This window comes from Lysinibacillus sp. FSL K6-0075, assembly GCF_038592945.1.
GTDB lineage: Bacteria > Bacillota > Bacilli > Bacillales_A > Planococcaceae > Lysinibacillus > Lysinibacillus fusiformis_F.
This window is the reverse complement of sequence record NZ_CP151947.1, coordinates 1,864,805-1,886,984: the sequence shown is the minus strand read 5'-3', so window position 1 is coordinate 1,886,984 and position 22,180 is coordinate 1,864,805. Positions and strand designations below refer to the sequence as shown.

The 22,180-nt window shown below is 42.3% G+C and carries 17 protein-coding genes; 2 read left to right on the top strand and 15 right to left on the bottom strand.

From position 1 onward, the window contains the following. Window positions 1–114: 114 nt before the first annotated feature. A complete protein-coding gene (locus tag MHB65_RS09025; protein WP_342443179.1) occupies window positions 115–1,752 on the top strand; it encodes a PucR family transcriptional regulator ligand-binding domain-containing protein in 1,638 nt (545 codons plus the stop codon). On the opposite strand, the gene MHB65_RS09020 is transcribed toward MHB65_RS09025, so the two are convergent. From MHB65_RS09020 to MHB65_RS08960, 13 genes are all read right to left on the bottom strand, one after another. After that, window positions 1,741–2,568, bottom strand: a complete 828-nt coding sequence (locus MHB65_RS09020; RefSeq protein WP_205442624.1) for an ABC transporter permease — start codon at window positions 2,566–2,568, stop codon at window positions 1,741–1,743. The two genes, MHB65_RS09025 and MHB65_RS09020, sit on opposite strands and share 12 nt — an antisense overlap. A 12-nt stretch (window positions 2,569–2,580) precedes the next feature. After that, entirely contained in the window at window positions 2,581–3,522 is a 942-nt protein-coding gene (locus tag MHB65_RS09015) for an ABC transporter permease (RefSeq protein WP_009374228.1), read from the bottom strand. Window positions 3,523–3,538: 16 nt separating this feature from the next. After that, on the bottom strand, window positions 3,539–5,095 hold the full coding sequence (locus tag MHB65_RS09010; protein WP_342443178.1) for an ABC transporter substrate-binding protein: 1,557 nt from the start codon (window positions 5,093–5,095) through the stop codon (window positions 3,539–3,541). A gap of 17 nt (window positions 5,096–5,112) precedes the next feature. Then, on the bottom strand, window positions 5,113–6,084 hold the full coding sequence (locus tag MHB65_RS09005) for a P1 family peptidase (RefSeq protein ID WP_342443715.1): 972 nt from the start codon (window positions 6,082–6,084) through the stop codon (window positions 5,113–5,115). A 39-nt stretch (window positions 6,085–6,123) separates the two neighbouring features. After that, on the bottom strand, window positions 6,124–7,101 hold the full coding sequence (locus MHB65_RS09000) for a dipeptide ABC transporter ATP-binding protein (RefSeq protein ID WP_342443177.1): 978 nt from the start codon (window positions 7,099–7,101) through the stop codon (window positions 6,124–6,126). Next, complete coding sequence (locus tag MHB65_RS08995; protein WP_342443176.1) at window positions 7,070–8,104, bottom strand: ABC transporter ATP-binding protein; 1,035 nt, start codon at window positions 8,102–8,104, stop codon at window positions 7,070–7,072. Before MHB65_RS08995 ends, MHB65_RS09000 begins: the two co-directional genes overlap by 32 nt. Window positions 8,105–8,119: 15 nt before the next feature. Beyond that, on the bottom strand, window positions 8,120–9,574 hold the full coding sequence (locus tag MHB65_RS08990) for an aldehyde dehydrogenase family protein (protein ID WP_342443175.1): 1,455 nt from the start codon (window positions 9,572–9,574) through the stop codon (window positions 8,120–8,122). A 10-nt stretch (window positions 9,575–9,584) separates the two neighbouring features. Then, a complete protein-coding gene (locus MHB65_RS08985) occupies window positions 9,585–10,331 on the bottom strand; it encodes a glucose 1-dehydrogenase (protein ID WP_342443174.1) in 747 nt (248 codons plus the stop codon). Between the two features lies 1 nt (window position 10,332). Beyond that, window positions 10,333–11,421 (bottom strand): tartrate dehydrogenase, encoded by a 1,089-nt coding sequence (locus MHB65_RS08980; RefSeq protein WP_342443173.1) that lies wholly within the window; start codon window positions 11,419–11,421, stop codon window positions 10,333–10,335. Next, window positions 11,418–12,650: a M20 family metallopeptidase gene (locus tag MHB65_RS08975; RefSeq protein ID WP_342443172.1), complete on the bottom strand. Its 1,233-nt coding sequence runs from the start codon at window positions 12,648–12,650 to the stop codon at window positions 11,418–11,420. The genes MHB65_RS08980 and MHB65_RS08975 overlap by 4 nt, the downstream gene beginning before the upstream one ends. Window positions 12,651–13,461: 811 nt before the next feature. Next, window positions 13,462–14,589 (bottom strand): virulence factor, encoded by a 1,128-nt coding sequence (locus MHB65_RS08970; RefSeq protein ID WP_342443171.1) that lies wholly within the window; start codon window positions 14,587–14,589, stop codon window positions 13,462–13,464. A 12-nt stretch (window positions 14,590–14,601) separates the two neighbouring features. After that, on the bottom strand, window positions 14,602–16,488 hold the full coding sequence (locus MHB65_RS08965) for an ABC-F family ATP-binding cassette domain-containing protein (RefSeq protein WP_342443170.1): 1,887 nt from the start codon (window positions 16,486–16,488) through the stop codon (window positions 14,602–14,604). Window positions 16,489–16,612: 124 nt separating this feature from the next. Continuing rightward, window positions 16,613–18,076 (bottom strand): PLP-dependent aminotransferase family protein, encoded by a 1,464-nt coding sequence (locus MHB65_RS08960; RefSeq protein ID WP_342443169.1) that lies wholly within the window; start codon window positions 18,074–18,076, stop codon window positions 16,613–16,615. 101 nt (window positions 18,077–18,177) lie between these two features. On the opposite strand from MHB65_RS08960, the gene MHB65_RS08955 reads away from it, so the two are divergent. Continuing rightward, window positions 18,178–19,578 (top strand): pyridoxal-dependent decarboxylase, encoded by a 1,401-nt coding sequence (locus MHB65_RS08955; RefSeq protein ID WP_342443168.1) that lies wholly within the window; start codon window positions 18,178–18,180, stop codon window positions 19,576–19,578. A 224-nt stretch (window positions 19,579–19,802) separates the two neighbouring features. On the opposite strand, the gene MHB65_RS08950 is transcribed toward MHB65_RS08955, so the two are convergent. After that, complete coding sequence (locus tag MHB65_RS08950; protein WP_342443167.1) at window positions 19,803–20,417, bottom strand: HD domain-containing protein; 615 nt, start codon at window positions 20,415–20,417, stop codon at window positions 19,803–19,805. A 704-nt stretch (window positions 20,418–21,121) separates the two neighbouring features. Next, window positions 21,122–22,165 carry a DUF917 family protein gene (locus tag MHB65_RS08945; protein WP_342443166.1) on the bottom strand — a complete coding sequence of 348 codons (1,044 nt, stop codon included), beginning with the start codon at window positions 22,163–22,165 and terminating at the stop codon, window positions 21,122–21,124. Window positions 22,166–22,180 lie beyond the last annotated feature (15 nt).

Here is a 22,180-nt window from a genome sequence, read left to right as displayed (position 1 = left end):
GGTGTCTTTTTGTCTATCACCATTTTCCCTATTAAGCTAGTTAATATTGAAATTTTCTGATTTCTCCAACATAATGAAATAGACATTGTACATTCGAAGGGCAGGTGCTAATTGATGTCGAAACATCCTCTACTCGTACGTGATGTCCTCAAGCGCAAGCATTTTGAATCGGCGAAGCTTATCGCAGGGCAGCATGGCCTTGATCGACAAGTATTGTGGACACATATATTAGAAATTAAAGATTTTGACACATTAATCAATGGTGGTGAATTAATTTTAACCACCGGTGTCGGTTTACAGCTAGAACGAGAAACACAAATCGCCTACTTACAAAACCTTATTCGTAATGAGGCAGCTGGTCTTTGTATAGAAATTGGAGACTATTTTGACCATGTTCCCGTAGAATTGATTGCCATGGCAAATGCCCATCATTTCCCTATCATTATCTTTGAAGAAATTGTACGATTTATTGATATTACGCAAGATTTGCACACGTACATAATTAATCAACACCAACAGGCACTTACACAGCTAGATACACTATCCAAAACTTTTATGGAATTATCATTAATGCCCAATGGTATTTTAAAAATATTACAAGTGCTCCACCAAGATACAGATGCGCCATTTTTATTTGTCTCAGAAGATACAAAAAGCTTTTATTATCCGATGGAAGCTAAAAAATACTTACGTGTCATGGAAGAGCATTGTCAGCAGTTAGAACTACAAGAGCCCTTGCACCTTTTGTCCTTGGATAAAGACCATTTTGTCATTATTCCTGTTAATGGGCTTGGACAAGTTTGGGGCTATTTATGTATGCATTCTGGACTGCCAAAGCCGAGTGATTACACCTTGTTAAATCTTGAACGGGCGACCATGTCGATAGCCCATATTTTAATGCGTAACCGTATGCTTCAGGAGCGACAGCAAAGCCGTGAGGATGAATTTATCCTAGCCTTAATTCAAGGTCAGCCAGTAGATATTCAATACTATCAAAGCTATTTACCAATCGAAAGTCGTAATTTATTTTACCGAGTCGTCGTGTTCAATCTACATGATGAGGCCAATACTGTGCCTGAAGAAGAATGGCAGGAAATACAGCTCCAAAATGCCATGTATGTTCGTTCGATTCTGAAAAAGCTAGGGTTTTTCCCTACTGTTTCTGTAAGACAGCATGAGATTATTATTTTAGCCTTTTACATTGCGGCAGATTATATGAAAGACAATCGCGACGCCTTTGATCAAGCGATTTCACAGATTGTTGCACGAAAAGCAGCACAATTTTTTGAGCAACTTACCCTTAGCTGTGGTATTAGCAATGTCTATCAAACGATTGAAAGTGTTCATCTGGGCTATAAGGAAGCCAAATCAGCCATCCAAATGCAGCATCATCAATTGACGAGCTCCATCTATTATAAGGATTTAGGTGTTTATCGATTGTTATTACAGCAGGATCAAACAGCTCTCCTACAATTTGTAAAAGATTACTTGCAAGAAATTTTAGTATTAGATCAAAAAAGTAGCCATGATTTATTTCAAACATTAGCTGTGTATCTGACCTGTAACGGGGCTAAAAATGATACGGCAGAACAACTGTTTATTGTCCGTCAAACACTCTATAAACGAATTGAACGGCTAGAAAGTATATTAGGTGCTGATTTTTTACAAGCTCCCCATCGCCTCAATATTGAAATGGCTGTTAAGGCATATGAACTGTTGCAAAAAACAGCACCTGATCTATTACGATTTTGAACGTGGGTCCATAAAATCTCGTAAAGCATTACTGAGCATATATAAGCCTAGAACAAGAATCGTAATGGCTCCACCAGGGGCGTACGTATACCATGGGGCACCGATTAAATAGGCTTGTGAATCTTTTAACATTCTGCCCCAGCTAGGGTTTGGTGGCTGTACCCCAAGCCCTAAATAGCTCAATGCTGCCTCGGCCAGCATAGCCGTCGCAAATGTTACGGTTGCCGCAACAATAATTTGCGATGAAATGTTCGGCAAAATATGGCGGAACATGATGCTATAAGGCTTAACCCCAATTAATTTCGCTGCCAGCACATATTCCGAGTCACGTTGTTGCACAAAGCCACTGCGGGCAATCCTGGCAATAGCAGGTATCGCGATAATGCCAAGCGCTATCGCTGTATTCGTTATTCCTGGGCCGAATACCGCTACAAGCATTAATGCTAAAATGATCCCTGGAAAGGCCATTAAAGCGTCCATCGTGCGCATAAATATTTCATCGACCCAGCCACCAACATAGCCTGCAATCCCGCCTATGAGAATGCCAAACACCGTTCCGATTGCAACCGTTAATAGACCAACGGCAAAGGCTGTTTGTGTCCCCTTCATAATGCGGCTAAAAATATCTCGCCCGAATTCATCTGTTCCAAACATATAAGCACCACCTGGACCACGCAATTTTTCCGGTATATTCATCGCGTTGACATCATGGGGTGTATAAAAAAAGCTAACAAGCATGACGAGCAGAAAGCCAACAATGACGAGGAGACCAATGACTAAATTGATTTTTTTAGTATAGCGCTGTAGTTGTTTCATGGTAGTCACCTCTTAACGTAATCGAATTCTAGGGTCCAACACAGAATATAAAACATCGACGATAAAATTAATCATGACGACAGCTACTGTAATATACATAACGATCCCTTGTACGAGTGGAAAATCGCGATTACTGATAGCCGTAATCAATAATTGACCGATCCCTGGCAATGAAAACACTTGCTCCACAATAATCGTCCCTGCTACAACCTCCGCCATAATCAAACCAAAAACCGTCAATATCGGGATCATTGAATTTTTCAAAACATGCTTATACATCACATTTTGTTCAGACATCCCTTTACTGCGTATTGTGCGGACATAATCGAGCTGGACCTGCTCCAATATAGCTGTACGGACATAACGAAAATTCACCGCAATTTGGGGAATCGCAATCGTTAAAGCTGGAAGTATGAGCGTACTGAGCGCCCCTGCTACACTTTGTGTCCAAGGAATATAGCCACTAATTTTAAAGAAGCTGAACTGTAAGCCAATGTAAAGAATAAGCATCATCCCAAGCCAAAAGGAAGGCACGGCCATACCGATTTGGGTTACAGTCGATAAGGACACATCACTTAATTTATTTTGTCTTCTTGCTGCAAACATCCCTAAAGGTAAGGAGATGATTAAGACAATGATAAGGGTGAGCCCTGCTAATGACATGGTGACAGGAAGTCGATCAAATAGTAATTCTTTTACTGGCATGGAAAATCGAATGGAATTCCCTAATTGCCCTGTCAATAAGCCCTTCATCCAATCCACATATTGTTCATAAAGAGGACGATCCAAGCCAAGCTCAGATCGTAAATTTTCAATTTGAGTGGGATCCGCTTCTGTCCCTAGCATCGTACGAACCGGATCACCAGGTAATATTTGAAAAACACCAAATGTAATAATGGATACTAGAAGGATGGTTGTTATTAACAGGATGATTCGACGTAGGATATACATCATAAGCACTCATCCCTTTCTAGTTTGAAAACTTGACCTCTGACATATCGTGGAACCAGAATGGATAGCTCTTCAGCCCCGTCACTTGTTTATCAGAGCCCCAAACGATTTGATAATCCGCAATATATACCGCTGTCGCCTGCTCTGCTAAAATTTCCTGTGCACGATGATAGTAATCTATTTGTTTGGCTTGATCTGTTTCCTTTAAAACATCGGCCATAATTTTGTCGTATTCTTCATTTTTAAATAAGAAAAAGTTTTCACTATCATTTGTGGAAATGTAATCATTCAACACTTCAAAAGCAGATGCACGACCCGTTAAATCAATCGTTGTCATTGCATAATCACGACCAAAGTAAACGCGATCTAGCCAAATTCCCCATTCCACGACTTCAATTTCTACATCAATTCCGATTTCTTGCAAATTAGCCACGACAATTTGTGCAATGTTTGAGTAAATATCATTGTGTGAAGACACTGTAATTTTTGTTTTAAAGCCATCAGGATATCCCGCTTCCGCTAATAAGGCCTTCGCTTTTTCCACATCTCGCTCATACATGCTTTCTAAGCCCTTCTTTTGGAAATCGCCCATTGCTGGACTCATATTAGAGCCAAGTGGCACGGCATAGCCTGCAAACACAGAGTCAATAATATCAGCTTTACTAATAGCGTAATTGATTGCTTGACGAACCTTCACATTATCAAATGGTGCCTTTGTTTCGTTGAATGTCACAATAAGAGATGAGTTATTATTTTGATGTGATAAATTAAAGCTTCCCTCTACCTCGCTCACACGGTGCCAAGGAACACTCGTTAAATCAACTTCATTGGCCATCAAGCTCATAATGGCTGCCTGATCATCTGATTGGAAGGCAAACGTTACTTTATTCAAATAAGGTAATCCTTCCTGCCAGTACTGCTCATTTTTCTTAAGCTCTAAATTTGTACCTGGTGCATATTTCACAAAGGCAAATGGGCCTGTACCAATTGGATTTTCATTATGCTTCCCATCATTGCTCTTCGGAATAATAGCTGATTGTCTTCCTGTTAATGAATAGAGGAAATTTGAATTTGGCTCTTTTAGCTTGATCACAAATGTACTCGCATCAGGTGCCTCTGTAGATGCCACGTTATCAAAGCTATTGGACATTTTTTCCCCACCATTTTTTCCCATTAAACGGTCAAAGGAATATTGAATATCCTCCATCGTTAAGTCATCACCATTATGAAACTTCACACCTTGGCGAATTTTAAACGTATACGTTAAGCCATCCTCAGAGATTTCATAGCTTTCAGCAAGTCCCTCTTTTAACGAGCCATCTGTTTCAGGAGCCATTAGCCCCTCAAAGATATTAAGAATCATTTGATACGAAATGGACGCTGTCGCTTTATGTGGATCTAAAAAATCTGGATCATCATTGACACGTACAACAATTTCCTGTGGAACATCTGCTGCCGTTTGACCATCCGTAGTACCTGAAGTTGTCGTATTTTTCTCTCCATCACTTGAACACGCCGCCATAACGATTGCCATTAACACTGTTATTAGTATCAATCCGCTTTTTTTCCATTGCATGGCCGTTCCCCCTTTTCCTAAGTGCTTATCTTTTGAATGCTTGTATAACTTTCAACATCCGCCAATCGATCAGCGGCTTTAATACCAGCAAGAATCGCTTCCTCCATCACCTTTGTTGCTAGTTGACCTAAATAATCAAGTGCATAGGATTGATCGCCCGTCCCGAGCACAAAAATCGTATCGCCATCCAGCATCGTATGAACAGGATAAATCGTTCGTGCTAAGGCATTTTGCGTAAGCTGCGCAATCTTTTTAGCCTCTGCCTTCGTTAGCTTGGCATTCACTGCCACAACACCAATGGTTGTATTGGTACCAGTTAATGCCTCTGATTGCGCATGCTCCTCCAGATAGGCACAGCAATCTACCCATTGACCAGAATGCGCATCTCTTGCTCCAGCTAAAATTTGCCTTGTCGTAGGGTCCTTGACATCTCCTACTGCATTAACAGCCACGATAGCACCTGCTACGAGACCACCTTTCCCCGCATAGGAAGCACTACCAAGCCCACCTTTCATCGCAAACGCTGGACCTGCTAATTTGCCTATAGTTGCTCCGTAGCCAGCGCCTACATTGCCATTTGGAAATAACCCAACTTGTGCTGCTTGTGCCGCTTCATAGCCCATTTGTGCAGTAGGTCGAGCATGCGGATCACCGATAAATAAGTCAAAGAGGACCGCACTTGGCACAATCGGTATTTTTGCCACACCTGCATCGACCCCAATCCCTTGCTCCTCTAAAAATTGCATCACACCTGTAGCAGCGTCTAATCCAAACGCACTGCCACCAGCTAAACAAATGGCATGGACTCGATCAATTTCATTGATGGGATCTAACGCGTCTGTTTCACGAGTACCTGGTGCAGAGCCTCGAACATCCACACCACACACCGCCCCGTTTTCCACTAATAGCGCCGTACAGCCAGTGATACCCTCCTTGTTTTCACGATGTCCTACCTTAACACCTGGCACATCTGTTATATTGCCAAACATCATCAACACCTCGATTCTTAAATAAATTTAATATTCTGATTATTTATCATACAAAAAGCAAGCTACGCGTTGATGATCATTTTCATTCTGAAGCACCGGTCTTTCCTGATGACATCTTTCCATCACAAATGGGCAACGTGTATGAAAGACACAGCCGACAGGTGGATTCATCGGGCTTGGTAACTCGCCCTGTAAAAGTATTTCTTGTTTTGGCTCATCAAAATTAACCACTGGTATCGCAGATAGTAATGCTTGTGTATAGGGATGCAATGGATTGGCATATAGCTCCTTCTTTGTCCCAACTTCTACCACTCTACCTAAATACAACACTGCCACACGGTCACTAATATGCTTCACAACGCTTAAGTCATGTGAGATAAATAAATAGGTTAATTGAAATTCATCCTGTAAATCCATCATGAGATTGAGCACTTGCGATTGCACCGACACATCCAGTGCAGATACGGGCTCATCGGCAATAATGAATTCTGGATGAATCGCTAATGCCCGTGCAATCCCAATTCGCTGTCGTTGTCCACCAGAAAATTCATGCGGAAACTTTTGCATGGCATCCTCAGGTAGCCCTACCTTTTGTAACAGCTCCCTCACACGCTCTTTTCGTTGCTCCTTCGTCAAGGTTAATTGCAGCTTCATCGGTTCTTCGATAATAGAACCGATTCGCATCCTAGGATTGAGTGAGGCGAAGGGATCCTGAAAAATCATTTGCATTTGATTGCGGTAACTTTGCAGCTTATTCCCCTTTAAATGCTGGATGGGCTTCCCTTTATACAATACTTCCCCTGCCGTTGGTTCAACGAGCTTTAAAATTGTTCGTCCAAAGGTGGATTTTCCTGAACCTGATTCGCCAACTATACCAAGTGTTTCTCCTCTATAAATCTCTATTGAAATATCGTCAACTGCCTTGATGACTTTTTTCTCTTCCTTCATCGACTTGCGCTTCACAGGAAAGTAGGCTTTTAAATGATTAATTTCCAGCAAAACTTCTTTCTTCGTCATGAGCCAGCTCTCCTTTCTCTGTGAATAAATGACAGCGCACCTTATGTGCCTCTTGAATGTAATGAACTGCGGGTTGCTCCTGATGACAATGCTGCATCGCATGTGGACAACGAGGGGCAAAGCGACAGCCGTCAGGTAATGCATACGCTGGTGGCACAGTCCCAGGAATCGACGGCAGCCTTTTGACATCTGTTTCAAGGCTTGGCATCGTCTTTAAAAGAGCCGTTGTATAAGGATGCTGTGGATTTAAAAATAGCTCTCTTACTGGCGCTTCTTCGACTATCTGCCCTGCATACATCACCATGACACGGTCAGCTGTTTCTGCGACAACACTCATATCATGGGTGATGAATAAAATGGCAGACCGATGCTCTTCCTTCATTTTCAGCATCAGCTTTAATATCTGTGCCTGTACCGTGACATCCAGCGCTGTAGTTGGCTCATCCGCAATCAATAGCTGCGGATTATTGGACATTGCGATGGCAATCATGACACGTTGCCGCATCCCGCCTGATAATTGGTGAGGATATTCAGCGATGACCTTTTCTGCATTCGCAATCCCGACTTCCTTTAAGAGCTGAAGCGCTTTATGCCACGCCTCTTTTTTTGATACCTTTTGATGTCTGCGTATGCCTTCTATCATTTGATTGCCAATCGTAAAAACGGGATCTAAAGAGGTCATGGGCTCTTGAAAAATCATACTAATTTCATTACCACGAATACGGCTCATCTCTTTATTTTTATAGCTAAGTAGATTTTTGCCGTTGAAGGTTATAGAACCTGCTGTAATTTCTCCTGGTGGTATGGGCAGCAACCGCATGATGGCTAAGGATGTAATGCTTTTGCCACTACCCGATTCACCTACTAGTGCAACGGTTTCTCCTTTGTGAATGGTAAAATTTACATCTTCAACAACTTTAGCCTCTTTACCATTTTTCAAATGGAATTTGATTGATAATTGATTGACCTCTAAAAGCACTTCTTTTTCTTTTGGCTGTTCCATATGCGTCCCTCCATCTCAGTGTTGATTAGGTGGTGCATAGCGTATAGCGATGTTTTTCATTTGCGTATAGTTTCGCAGTGCAACAAAGCCCTTCTCTCGACCAATTCCGCTTTTTTTATAGCCTCCAAACGGCATTTGAATGCCTCCAGCAGCCCCATAATTATTGACAAATACTTGGCCAGCCTGCACACGACTTGCCACATAATGAGCTGTATCAATATTTTGCGACCAAATGCCCGCCACTAAGCCATAGTCTGTGCTATTGGCTAATGCGATAGCTTCTTCTACACTGGAAAATGTCAAGACGGTTAACACAGGGCCAAAGATTTCTTCCTGCGCTAATGGATCTTTTGGATCAACGCCATCTAGTATAGTTGGCTGTACATAAAAGCCATTTTCATAGCCTGCCAATGTCAATGGTTCTCCACCCGTAACTACATAGCCATCTACCTTTGCTTGCTGTAATAATGCAGTGATTTTCGTATATTGTTGTTCATTTAGTAGCGGCCCCATATCCATATCCGCTTCACCTGGCCCTACTTGTATGGCTTGGAATTTTTGCGCTAATTGTGCAATGAAGGACTCTTTTATACGTTCCTCAATGAGTAAACGTGCCCCCGCTGAACAAGTTTGACCAGCATTTTGGATAATCGCACGTACAACCCCCTCTAATGCCTGCTCGATGTTAGCATCCGCAAAAACAAGATTAGGTGATTTTCCTCCAAGCTCTAATGTCACAGGCACAACATTTTCCGCTGCCGCCTTCATCACCGCAATCCCTGTTGGAACAGAACCTGTAAACGTAATATGATTAATATCGGGATGTGATGTTAAATAAGGGCCAACTTCTCGCCCCAAGCCTGTAATATGCTGGAAAATCCCTTTTGGTAGCTTATCCGCGAACCATTGTGCAATGGCATGGGTTGTCAGCGGTGTATCCTCCGCACTTTTCACAATGACTGCATTACCAGTCGCTATAGCCGCTGCGACACTTCTTGCCGTAATTTGAATCGGATAATTCCATGGCACAATATGTACCGTAATGCCAACTGGCTCTAGCACTACTGCATTTAATAGCCCATCCTCAATCGGAATGGTATCCCCCATCACCTTATCCGCTGCACCGCCGTAAAATTCAAAATAGCGAGCCGCTGCTTCAATATCTGCTCTTGCCTGTGATAAGGGCTTTCCTACATCCCGACATTCGAGTAAACTCCATTCCTCAGCATGCTTACGAATATAATGAGCAAATTCGATCAATAACTGCCCACGTTCATAGGCTTTCCATTGACGCCAGTCCTCTCGTTCAAAGGCTACACGGGCTGCACGTACTGCCTCTTCTACATGTTCTTTACTCGCATTGCTAATTTGTGCAATCACTTCACCCGTTGAGGGATTCTTAACATTGAGGTATGCCTCTGCATCACCATGAACCCACTCGCCATCTATCAACATAGGAATTTTTTTCATCGTACCCCTCCTATAATCCACGACCACCATCTACATGTAATGTCGTCCCTGTAACCATGCTTGCTGCGTCCGACAGTAAATAACTAACTGCCCCTGCTATATCTGATGGCTTCACCAATCGCCCAAGTGGGACAGACTGCACAAACACACTTTGCTTCGTTTGCTCTACATCAGCACCCTGTGCGGCAAATTGACCAAGCATCTGCGTGTCGGCTGGGCCTGGATGAATCGTATTAACACGAATTTGACTGGAAGCAAGCTCAATCGCAAGCCCTCTCGTAAAGCTCTCTGCTGCACCCTTCGACGCAATATAAGCCTGTAAGCCCGGTCTAGGTCGCACCGCTGAAATCGAGGCAATTGTAATAATAGAACCCCTTTGCTGTTTTTTCATAAAAGGGACCACTGCCTTTGTCGTGATAAATAAACTTTTCACATTCACATCCATCAAACGATTCCATTCATCCATCGTGACCTCTTCAATCGGTGTAGCTGACTGGGCAATTCCCAGTGCATTCACAAGGCCATCAATTCTGCCATACTTGTCAAAAACCTGCTGGCAGATGGCTTGCACACGCTCCTCCTGTAACACATTGACTTCAAAGCATTGGAGGGCATCCTGTGCAATATCGGATAAGGCATCGATCGATAAATCAAGCCCTACGACTCGGTTGCCCTGCTTTAATTGCTCTTGAATAATGGCCTTGCCCATACCGCCTCCTGCACCAGTAACCACAATCACCTTTTGCTCAACTGTCATGCTAAACACCTCCTGCTGTTAACGTTCTATTAATGATTTCCTGACAAATCGCATCGCCCATTTGTGCTGTTGTCGCTTGTCCACCAATATCTGCTGTTTTTACAACGCCTTCTTGCAGCACTGCTGTAATGGCTTTGACAATGAGCTGTTCTAAATCTGGTCTACCCTGATGTCCAAGAAGCAAGGCAAGCGACCAAATTTGTGCGATTGGATTGGCAATGCCCTTGCCTGCAATATCTGGTGCTGAGCCATGAACAGGCTCAAACATCGATGGAAAATCCTTTTCTGGATTCAGATTGGCCGATGGAGACAGACCAAGTCCTCCGACAATGGCAGAGCCTAAATCAGATAAAATATCGCCAAACAAATTGGACGCCACCACCACCTCGAAATCCTGTGGTCGTTCTACAAAATAGGCAACTAATGCATCGATATAAATGGATTCGAGCTGCAGTGCTGATGAGCTTTGGGCCACCGTTTTTCTTGTATGCTCGTCCCAAAATTTCATCGAATGAATAATGGCATTCGATTTTGTCGCACTTGTTATTTTGGTTTTACCGTGTTGCTTCGCATAATCACAGGCAGCTTGAACAATCTTTTCAATCCCTATTCGCGTCATGATGGTATTTTGAATCGTCATTTCCTGTGGCTGCTGCTGGTACAATCGACCACCACTGTCCGAATATTCGCCCTCTGCATTTTCACGGAAGATCACAAAATCAATCTCTTTGCCGCTAGCCAACGGAGACACGATCCCTGGCAGTGATTTAATAGGACGGAAATTCACATATTGCTGGAAATGTTTCCGAATAGGCATAATCAATTCCCAAACGGTCACATCATCCGGCACACGTGCATCACCAATAGCACCGAATAAAATCGCATCAAATGTTTGAAGTGTTGTCAGTGCATCCTCAGGCATCATATAGCCATGCTGCACGTAGTAATCGGAGCTCCAAGGAAAAATGGTTGTTTCAATTTGTAAGGAGCTATGTTGTTCTTGCAAACAATTTAAAACTTTTAACGCTTCCTGCATCACTTCTTTTCCTATACCATCTCCTGGTATTACCGCTATTTTGATCGCCGTCATTGTGCATCACCCGCCAAAAATTTTAATGCTGCCGAACGGTAAATTGCCGTTGTTTCTGCCAACTCTTCAATATCCACATACTCATTGATTTGATGAGGGATTTCTCGATCTCCTGCGCCAACCGTTACAATCGGAATACCATGCACATGAAGAAACGTACCATCTGTCGCACCTGGAACGCCGTTATATTTTGGTTCCTTTTCTGTTACCTCTGCCACAGCTTCATAAATAGCCTGTACAACCGGGTCTTCCTTCGCTGTTGCTGTTGCAGGTCGGTTATCAAGGACCGTTAATTCAACTTTGAAATCAGGATCATCTGCTTGTAATCGTTTAATAATCGCTTCGATTTTGCCTAGCAGTTCATCATGATCCTGCGCAGGCACCGTACGAATATCGAGCGTCGTCATACAATGATCCGGAATGACATTGATTTGTGCATCGCCTTTTACCGGCGCACGTAAAATCGTTGGTGTAATAGAAGGCCAATTCAGCATTGGATCACGCCCTAACCGTGCTTGCTCCTCTTTTTCTAATTTTTCAAGCTCTACGATGAAACGTGCCATACGCCAATTAGGATTGATACCGCTCCACGAAATGGCACCATGCGCCATTTTACCGAAAATATCTACTTGTAAACGAATAGCCCCACGCTGGGCAATACACACATTATTTTCCTGTGGCTCACAGATAATCGCCCCATCCACACCATCAGCCCAGCCATTTTTAATAAAATGTTTAATGCCAAGCATAAGCCCTTCTTCATCACAAGGAATACATAAAATAATCTTGCCCGTAAACGCCTCTTGATCTAGTAGCAAAGACTGACAAGCCGTAATCATACAAGCCAGATTCCCCTTTGTATCATTCGTTCCCCTGCCATACATACGCCCATCGACAATTTCTGCTCCAAATGGATCATAGGCCCAAGCCTCTCGATTGCCCTCTGTCACCACATCCGTATGTCCTTCGAAAAGTAATGTTTTCCCAGGCTTGCCCGAATCAATAATACCAATGACATTTGGTCGCCCTGGCACAACCTCCTCGATATGCGTCTCGATCCCAATATCTCGTAAATACGCCGCTACAAAAGTGGCCACCTCTTGCTCATTGCCCTTCGGATCGTTCTCACGGTAAACGCTTTCAATGCGTACGAGCTTCTGTGTTAAGGCAATGACCGCCTCACGATCACGCACATACGATTTCGTTGTCTTTAAACTAGTTACTGTCATGCAAAGGACCTCCTATTTTAAAAGAATATTCTGAATTTATGTTATTTTAACATTGTCCTTTCTCTATGAAACTAGACAATATGTTAATGATTCAAAGTAGGCCCTTAACTTTTTGTTTAGCAATAAATCACTAGAAAACAACATTTTTTTCTGTTTTACGCGTTTTTTCGATCAATTCATTGAATGCAGGAGATGATTGGTTTCGATTTTGGGAGTGGTTTTGGATGGTTGATAGATTTTTAGTTTGGAAGAGGGTAATACTTTTTTTGGGAGCGGGGTTTCGCTTCTTTGGAGCGGGGTTCTTAACTTTTTGAGCAGGGATTCGCTTCTTAGGAGCGGGCTTTCCCCTTTTTAGAGCGGGTTCCCACTTCTTAGGAGCGGCTTTCTTAACTTTTTGAGCAGAGATTCGCTTCTTAGGAGCGGGCTTTCCCCTTTTTAGAGCGGGTTCCCACTTCTTAGGAGCGGCTTTCTTAACTTTTTGAGCAGGGATTCGCTTCTTAGGAGCGGGCTTTCCCCTTTTTAGAGCGGGTATTCACTTCTTAGGAGCGGCTTTCTCACCTTTTAGAGCGGGCTTTCGCTTCTTAGGAGCGGCTCTCTCACCTTTTAGAGCGGGCTTTCGCTTCTTAGGAACGGTCTTACCCCTTTTTTGATCAGGTTCTCACTCTTTAGAGCGGACCCTCACTTCTTACGAGCGACTTTCCAACTTCTTGGAGCGGACCCTCACTATTCAGGATCAACTTCACCCACTGATTAGAGCAACCCCCAACCATTACAAAACAGAAAAAAACCAGCGTCTGCTGGTTTTTCATGATTATTGTTGACGGGATTCGGTCATTTGCTTCCAGACCGAGCCTTTTGCTTCTTCACCCTGTTCGATACGGGCAATGGCCATTTTCACTTGTAGCTTCACTTCGAATTCTTTATCATCCTCAGCAGCTTTCAATGCTGGTAAGGATTGCTCCGTGCCGACTTCATATAAATACATCGCGGCGCGCCAGCGAACCAATTTGTTTTTATCCTGTAAGGCTTGCAGCATGGCTTCTTCAAATTCTACAAAGCCAAGGTCACTCATACAGTCACCTGCTGTTCGACGTACTGCTGCACTTTTATCCTGTAGGGCTCTTTCTAAATAAGGTACAACAGCCACATCCTCAATCATGCCTAAGTATACCGTCGCTAGTCGACGAATGGACATTTGTTCATCCTGTAAGGCTAAATCTAATAGCGGTAAATCGTCTAGCTCAGGGTCAGCCATTTGGTCGAGTAATTGGAAGCGTTTCTCCCATTCAGGTTGCTTGAACTGCGCCACCGTCACTTTTAGTTTATCCGTTTTCAAAACTGCTTTTTCACCATCATTATTGATAGCTGCGACAATTTCTGCTAAACGGTCAGCAGAATAAGTGACATCAATCTCCTGTTGGACGGTTTCTGCAATTTCTTCCAGCTCGCCGTAGCGAACACCATAATCAATCCACTTACGTTGGAAAATATAGTTTTCATCTACTGCTGATTCAATGATTTGATTAAACGCATCGACAAAACGGTCACCACAGCTAATACGGTACTCGCGTTGGTTATCAAAAACTTTTACTTGTAAAGGCACCTGCTTGTAAAACTGTACATGCACGTAAACCTCTCCGTAAAATTCATTGGCTACAACGGTTTCTTCTTGTGTTTGGACATCTTCCCCTAACACTTGACGAATACTTGCTAGAATGCCTTCCCATGCATATTTGGCATTACGCTCAACAGCAAAGAAATCGGCTACATGGTAAACGCCCTTTACTCCTTCAATCGCTAAAATAGCAGCAGCCTCGCCAGTTGCTTCATCTTTATTGTCCTTTGTAAAATTATAGCTTTTCCCGAACGGTAGCTCTGTATCAACAACAATCTTCATAGAATTGGGACTTGGCGTCGGTTCAATTGTAATAATCTTCATGTCTATCGCTCCTTATCCGTTAACTATTTCATCTAAATAAGACCATCTTTCAATCAGATGCTCATAGTGTGCATTTAGTTCATCCAACTTGGCTGTTAATTCCTGTAACTTTGTAAAATCTGAGCCTGCATTCGCGATTCCTTCTTCGGTCTCCATAATGGCCGTCTCCGTTTTTTCAATCTCGTCTGCAATCGTTTCCCATTCTTTTTGCTCTTTAAACGATAGCTTTTTCTTATCTGATTTTGGCTTTTCGGACTTGGCCTTTTCCACTTTTGGCGTTTCTACTTTGACAGTTGTTGCCTGCTCACGTTTCTCCAGATACTCACTGTAAAGATCCAATGTTTCTTCTACCTGTCCATGACCATCTAGTATCCATAGCTTTTTCGCAATACGGTCTAGGAAGAAACGATCATGGGAAATCGTGATAACCACGCCAGGGAAATGCTCGATGAAATCCTCTAGCACACCCAATGTTTCAATATCCAGGTCATTGGTAGGCTCGTCCAGCAACAGAACATTCGGTTGCTCCATCAATAAACGTAATAAATGAAGACGCTTGCGCTCACCGCCCGATAATTTTCCAATTGGTGTGCCATGAGCATGCAGCGGGAATAAAAAGCGCTCCAGCATTTGAGCGGCTGAGTAACGAACACCCTCTGCATCCGTAATATCATTTGAAGCCTCACGTATATATTCAATCATACGCTCATTTTCATTCATTTTCGGCAATGTTTGCTTGAAATGTGCCAGCTTCACTGTTGATCCAACAAGAATTTCGCCTTGATCTGGTGTCAGCTCTCCTGCTAGCATGTTCAATAAAGTTGATTTTCCTACTCCGTTCGCACCGATAATGCCAATTCGGTCACCCTGCTGTAGTAAAAATGAGAAGTTTTCAAGGATTTTTTGCTGTCCAAAGGCTTTTGAAATAGTCTCAGCCTCCAGCACTTTACGACCAAGGCGTGTTGTCGCAAGTCCCATATCCAATGAAACATCCTCTGATTTGCGTTCTAGGTTTTCTTCTAGCTTTTCAAAGCGTTGAATACGAGCCTTTTGCTTGGTTGAACGCGCCTTCGCACCGCGACGAATCCATTTTAATTCTGAACGGTAACGGTTGCGATCCTTCTGCGCAGAAGCAGCTTGCATTTCCTCACGAATAGCTCGTGCCTCTAAATAATCACCGTAATTCCCTGTATGACGATACAAGGTTTGATTCGCTAACTCGTAAATATGTGTCGATAATTCATCTAAGAAGTAACGATCGTGGGTGATGAAAATCACTGCACCCTTTAGTCGTAATACCATCTCTTGAAGCCATTCTGTAGACTGCACATCTAAATGGTTGGTAGGCTCATCCAATAAGTAAAGATCCGCTGGTTCAATTAACACCTTCGCTAATGCAACCCGTTTTTGCTGGCCGCCTGATAGCGTTAGTACCTCTCTTTCAAATGTTTCAATCCCTAGCTTTGTTAAAGCCGTTTTCGCAAGGGCATTGACATCCCATGCCTGCTCTTCATCCATGCGCTGTTGCAGGCTAAATAACGTCTTTTGTAAACTTTCGGATGTAGGGTTACTTGCTAGTGCAGCAACCGTTTCCTCATATTGACGATTAAGCTGTAAAATGGGCGAATCGCCTGCAAAGACAGCCTGTAAAACCGTTTCCCCAGCATTAAATGTCGGCTCCTGTGGTAAATAGGCGACACGGTATTTATTCGGGCGATCTACTGTCATCGTATCCGCTTCCATGTCCCCAGCTAAAATGGATAACAGGGTTGATTTTCCCGTTCCGTTTATACCGATTAAGCCTGCTCGCTCTCCCTCATAAATGGTAAATTCAATATTTTGAAAAAGCGTTTTATCGCCCACCGTTTTGGTTAAATTTTGTACGATTAAATGACTCATTCCACTATTCCATCTCTTTCATGTTAGGTATTGTCCATGCCCACACGATTTTTATGTAGACGATTATTGATATCCACTATTCATCATAACATCAAACGGCAGGTAAACAAAGAACAACAAACTATCAGCGAGCCGGTGAAATGTCCTGTAAATAGGATTCCATAAGCTGACAAAGCTTGATGATTCCTTGTGTTAAGTCATGCGGTTCAGGATAAGAATAACTAATTCTCATATGGTGATATTGAGGCTCTCCTGGATAACAAGCTGAGCTTGGTAAAAAGGTAATATGGTTTTGTTGAGCCTTCCATAACAGCTCATCCGTATTACCATTACGAGGTAAAGACACCCAAATATTAAGCCCACCCTTTGGTTCGATCCACGTAACGCCCTTTGGTGCATGCTTATTCAACAATGCAATCGTCTGATCCCTTCTTATCTCAAGTGCAATACGCAGTTTTTCTAAATGGGCATGCATTCGGTCTGAACGTAAGAATGGAATCAGTGCCTTTTGTGTTAATAAGGGGTTACCCGAATCGGCACTGGATTTGGCAGATAAAAGTCGTTGATGAACGGTACCTTTTGAAAGAATAGCGCCGATTCTACAACTTGGGGCTAACGCCTTACTAAAGCCTTTTAAATAAATAACATGACCACTTGTATCTAAAGCTTTGAGCGTTGGTGGTGGGGGGTTATCGTCAAAATAAATTTCATTCCATGAATCGTCCTCTACAATAAGAAAGCCATATTGTTGGGCAAGATCCAGCAACTCTCTCCTTCTTGCTTCACTTAGAACTGTGCCTGTAGGATTCTGAAATGTTGGATTTGTATAGATAAGCTTTGGTTGTTTGCTTAGGCATAGTGTCGCTAGAAGAGTTGTCTGCATTCCTTCCTCGTCTACTGGTATAGGAATAATGTGAGCCCCACGATTTCTAAAGACATCGATGGCTGCTGTATATGTAGGGGCTTCGGTAATAACAATATCTCCAGGGCCAATAAATGTTCTAGCCACTATATCTATCCCTTGTTGTACACCGTTTGTCACAATAATTTCTTGTGGTGTTGTGGCAATGTGATTATATTCTTGGACATAGTCTCGGATCGCCTTTCGTACTTCTTCATCACCCTGTACAGTTCCATAACGAGCCACAATCTGAGGATCTGCCTGTAATATCGCCACAATTTCATTCACCAAATAAACAGAGGGTAATAACCCTGGGTGGATGGTGGCACTTGAGAATTTCATCGCATAGTCTATTCTTTTATTTAACATAGATTGAGAACGTTGAATGTAATCAGGGATCGTTAATTGCCAGTTATAATCACTGCAGCTCTCATTTGTGCTTCTTTGTCCTTTTTTTCGAACAAATGCCCCCTTGCCATGTATCACTTCAATATAACCATTTCTTTCTAATAAGGCATACGCCTTACTGACCGTTACAGGGCTCACTTGATTTTCTTTTGAAAAGCTCCGAATTGAAGGTAATTGGCTCCCTTCCTGTAAATATTCTGACCTTATTTTTTCTGCAATGATAGTTGAAATCTGATTGATTAAAGATTGATCGGACTGACGATTCAGCTTTATTTCCATTGGACCTCCAACTGTTATAGTCTTCATTTGACTGTTATACATATCACTATATAGTGTAGAGGCAGAAATAGCTAAGTTAAAATGAAGGGAAATGATGACACATGACGAGCATGAAGCAAGATCAGGAAAAAATAAAAACGCTTTTAATGGATGTAGTTGATCATGCAGCCAATTTTTTTACTAATTTGGAGCATAGAGCTGTAACGAACCCTTCCTCTAGCCTTCCTACGTCAATACTTCCAGAAGTGGGTGAGGGTGCTCAGGCAGCACTTCAATATTTTACAAAGCAATTTGCTGAGGGCTTAAATAGTAGTGCAGGTTCAAGATACTTGGGTTTTGTCACAGGTGGATCTACCCCTGCTTCGATTGTCGGAGATTGGTTAGTAAGTATTTATGATCAAAATTTATCCCATTCTAAGGGCTCTATTGCTGGTTCAATGGAGCTTGCGACAATTGACATGCTAAAGGAGTTATTGCTACTGAGCGATGATTATCGAGGAACATTTGTCAGTGGGGCTACGATGGCTAATTTTGTAGGACTGGCTCAAGCAAGGGAATGGATTGCACAATACTATGGAAAAAACACTGCTTTGGATGGTCTATATGGTATCCCTCCAATAAAAATTGTTAGCGGAACGCCCCACTCAAGTATTGTCAAAGCAGCTTCTATGCTTGGCATGGGTAGAAATTCCATCCACACTATCCTATGTCAGGAACAGCGGGAAGCAATTGACATTATAAAATTCCAGCAGTTTCTTGAAGAAAATCAACATGAACCTTGTATAGTTGTAGCGAATGCGGGAACCGTCAATACGGTTGATTTTGATGATTTACAAGCGATTGGCGCGCTAAAAAAGCGATATCCTTTCTGGCTTCATGTAGATGCGGCTTTTGGTGGCTTTGCAGCGTGTTCACCAAAGTATCGTCACTTTGTCGAGGGCATGAATTATGCAGATTCTATTACAATTGACGCCCATAAATGGCTGAACGTCCCTTATGATGCCGCTATGCAATTTACCCGTCATCAATCATTGCAAGCAACCGTTTTTCAAAATAATGCTGCCTATCTTGGTAGTTCCCTTGAAAATCCAGATTTTTGTGATCTTACACCTGAAAATTCACGTCGATTTCGTGCGCTACCTGCTTGGTTTTCTTTACAGGCCTATGGTAAATTGGGCTACCAACAATTAATAGAAGAAAATGTATCACTCGCACAACAGCTTGGTCAAAAAATAGATGATAGTCCCTACTTTACATTGCTAGCACCTGTTCGGCTAAATATCGTGTGCTTTGCAGTCAATCATGAGGCACTGACAGCTGAAATGAACCAACAATTTTTAACGACTTTAAATCAACAAGGCAACGTATACATGACACCAACTGTCTACAAAGGTATGCCAGCTATTCGTGCGGCTTTCAGTAATTGGCGCACTTCTCCAGCAGACCTGACCATCATTTGGGAAGCATTAACAACAGCGATTGGTAAAGAAATAACACGATGAAGGTTTCCTCACTTGTTGCTCCTCCCATCTATTATGTTAGTAAAAAGTGATTTTTAATGGCGTTAGCAGTCGTCATCAATGGATGATGCTATGCCACTTGCGATAGGAGTCGTTTTTTTGTCATATTGAAAGCACTCTTCACAATTTTAGTGCTACGAAGACCCTACCCGAATGAAGCACAAAAACCGCCCTTCTCATTGAAAAGGCGGTTTTTGTCCTATATGCTACTGACCAATTTCGTGCTGGAGTTGCTTTAAAAAGCTTTCCATAAATTGATGGCGTTCAAGTGCCATTTGTTTGCCCTTTTCCGTCACCATTAAATCTTTTAGCAGTAATAATTTCTCATAAAAATGAGTGACAGACGCGGTATTTTTTTGACGATATTCTGACTCTGACATAGTTGTGCGTGCTTCTTCTTCCTTATCATAAAGCTTGCGACCTTTTGCTCCACCATAGGCAAATGTTCTGGCAATGCCAATGGCCCCAATCGCATCTAAACGATCTGCATCTCGGACGATTTTTGCTTCCAATGACGTTGCTTCTAGCTCATTTCCACCATTAAACGACACTTGCGCAATACAATCTCGAATATGCTGCTTTTTTTCCTCGCTAACAGGTAATTCCGCAATAAGCTGTTCTTCCTTGTCCTTGCTATCGGTATACTTTTTGTCACTGACATCATGTAAAAGCACCGCTATTTTCACAACTTCTTCATCTGCTGTTGGCTCGCTATGCAAGATAGCTAATGCATTTTGATAGACGCGTTCAATATGTTGAAAATCATGACTAGCATCAAATTGCTCATATATTTCACGTACTTTATTCATTAAATGATTCATAGTCTACACTCATTCCTTTCCTACAAAATTATACTGTATTTTATTACATAAGAGGTAATCCGGGAAAATAAAAAATCAAATCCATTTCAATTGACTAATTTTTCAGAATATTATATGATAAACGTACAGAACAGCTATTTGTTCTGTACCTCATATTTTTCAGCAATGTACAATAGCTGTGTGTTTAACAGATTTAACATTAACTTCAGCGGGCTTACAATTGAATAACCTGTTTAAAAGATGACGTGCGTATTGTAAACCAATCATCTAAACAAATAAAAGTGAACACTTTCCCTTAGAAATTCTTTGTTTAACCCGCATAGCCAAATGTACATGCCGAAAATGTGAACAACAAGTTAGTTTGTTGCATGACCAAAAGGATTTCGCCAGATGTAGCAGAAGTGCATTGTTTTTTCATTAACGGTTGTTACCTTCATCTAGTCAATTCCTTGAGTATGTATGAACGTAGCTCCTCCCTTTAATGAAAATTATACACGAACCTTGCTTACAGCTTGTGAACACCACGTTCGATGAGTCGTGCAAATCAGAATTAAAATTCATTTAAGCCATCAATGTATGAAGCGAAAAAGGAAGTAGGAACGATTGTGATAAAATGTATTACCCTCCCGCTGAAGGACAAATAAAAGCTGCCCATCTTACATTCAAGTAGATGATGGCAGCTTTTACTGTTTTGTGTTCTTTCTTTATAGAACGTCTTTGATCACTTCATCGATTTCCTGTAAAAGTGCTTCGTTTTGCATTGTTGAACTTAATGTTAAGTTCGATTGGTCTACATGAATAACTGCGACATGCATCCCCTCTTGAATACTTGCACTTGGAACAGGCATCATTTTATCCGTATCGAACGTCATGATGAGGTCTGGGAATTTAGATTGTACCTGTCCTTCCTTCGATAACGTCATATATTCATTCCAGAACGTTAGATGGTAATCACCCACTGATAATTTTCCTACATCAAAGCCATTATCCTTTATTAACGAATAATTCATGACTTCACCTGATACGATGTGTACGCCATTCAAATGCTGCAACACATTGGCTAATTTTTCTTCAAAGGTTTGTCCATTTAAGAAGCGATAGCCAAGCTCTATGGCCATTGTAATCGCATTTGGCGCTCCATGTTTTTGTAAATAGTCAATCGTCACAGGATTTCGAGTTACCCCTACTAGCCCACCTGCTAAAATAGACGCTTGGCGTGCTGTTTTTGCGGTGCTGTGTAAATTCCCTTGCACAAAGCCCTGGACGGCGAAGTCATCTTTCCCTCCTGCATAAAATTGTACGGATTGATAATCTTGTTGTTCATGGAGATTTAAAGAACCCATGATTCCCGTTGGATGTGCTCGCCCATTACAGGGAGCATCCACAACTGGTACATTTAATAAGACCGACTGCAACCAGCCATTGATCGTCGTGATGGCACCATTTTCATTGGTAATGATGCCCTTTAGACGTTGATTGGTATGATTGTTCATATTGCGATAGCTCCAACAAAGCTGTTCATTCGAAATATATTGATCGGCTGCTGATGGCGCACCTACCATTGCCACACAGGCAACTAAATCTTTTTGATCTAATTCGGTAATATCCACTATTTGAGGTTCCCCTGCCGCAAAGATTTCCTCCACTAGCTTGAGTCCTTCCTCTAGGAGACCACCGCCGCCACCACCAAGGATTGCTCCTCCATAAACGGCCGCAATCCCATCCTCATACGATAAACCTTTTGCCATTCATCATTACCCCTC

Coding starts and splice junctions, on each gene's coding strand:
- MHB65_RS09025 (WP_342443179.1), top strand. CDS start 115: ATGTCGAAACATCCTCTACTCGTACGTGATGTCCTCAAGCGCAAGCAT.
- MHB65_RS09020 (WP_205442624.1), bottom strand. CDS start 2,568: ATGAAACAACTACAGCGCTATACTAAAAAAATCAATTTAGTCATTGGT.
- MHB65_RS09015 (WP_009374228.1), bottom strand. CDS start 3,522: ATGATGTATATCCTACGTCGAATCATCCTGTTAATAACAACCATCCTT.
- MHB65_RS09010 (WP_342443178.1), bottom strand. CDS start 5,095: ATGCAATGGAAAAAAAGCGGATTGATACTAATAACAGTGTTAATGGCA.
- MHB65_RS09005 (WP_342443715.1), bottom strand. CDS start 6,084: ATGTTTGGCAATATAACAGATGTGCCAGGTGTTAAGGTAGGACATCGT.
- MHB65_RS09000 (WP_342443177.1), bottom strand. CDS start 7,101: ATGACGAAGAAAGAAGTTTTGCTGGAAATTAATCATTTAAAAGCCTAC.
- MHB65_RS08995 (WP_342443176.1), bottom strand. CDS start 8,104: ATGGAACAGCCAAAAGAAAAAGAAGTGCTTTTAGAGGTCAATCAATTA.
- MHB65_RS08990 (WP_342443175.1), bottom strand. CDS start 9,574: ATGAAAAAAATTCCTATGTTGATAGATGGCGAGTGGGTTCATGGTGAT.
- MHB65_RS08985 (WP_342443174.1), bottom strand. CDS start 10,331: ATGACAGTTGAGCAAAAGGTGATTGTGGTTACTGGTGCAGGAGGCGGT.
- MHB65_RS08980 (WP_342443173.1), bottom strand. CDS start 11,421: ATGACGGCGATCAAAATAGCGGTAATACCAGGAGATGGTATAGGAAAA.
- MHB65_RS08975 (WP_342443172.1), bottom strand. CDS start 12,650: ATGACAGTAACTAGTTTAAAGACAACGAAATCGTATGTGCGTGATCGT.
- MHB65_RS08970 (WP_342443171.1), bottom strand. CDS start 14,589: ATGAAGATTATTACAATTGAACCGACGCCAAGTCCCAATTCTATGAAG.
- MHB65_RS08965 (WP_342443170.1), bottom strand. CDS start 16,488: ATGAGTCATTTAATCGTACAAAATTTAACCAAAACGGTGGGCGATAAA.
- MHB65_RS08960 (WP_342443169.1), bottom strand. CDS start 18,076: ATGGAAATAAAGCTGAATCGTCAGTCCGATCAATCTTTAATCAATCAG.
- MHB65_RS08955 (WP_342443168.1), top strand. CDS start 18,178: ATGACGAGCATGAAGCAAGATCAGGAAAAAATAAAAACGCTTTTAATG.
- MHB65_RS08950 (WP_342443167.1), bottom strand. CDS start 20,417: ATGAATCATTTAATGAATAAAGTACGTGAAATATATGAGCAATTTGAT.
- MHB65_RS08945 (WP_342443166.1), bottom strand. CDS start 22,165: ATGGCAAAAGGTTTATCGTATGAGGATGGGATTGCGGCCGTTTATGGA.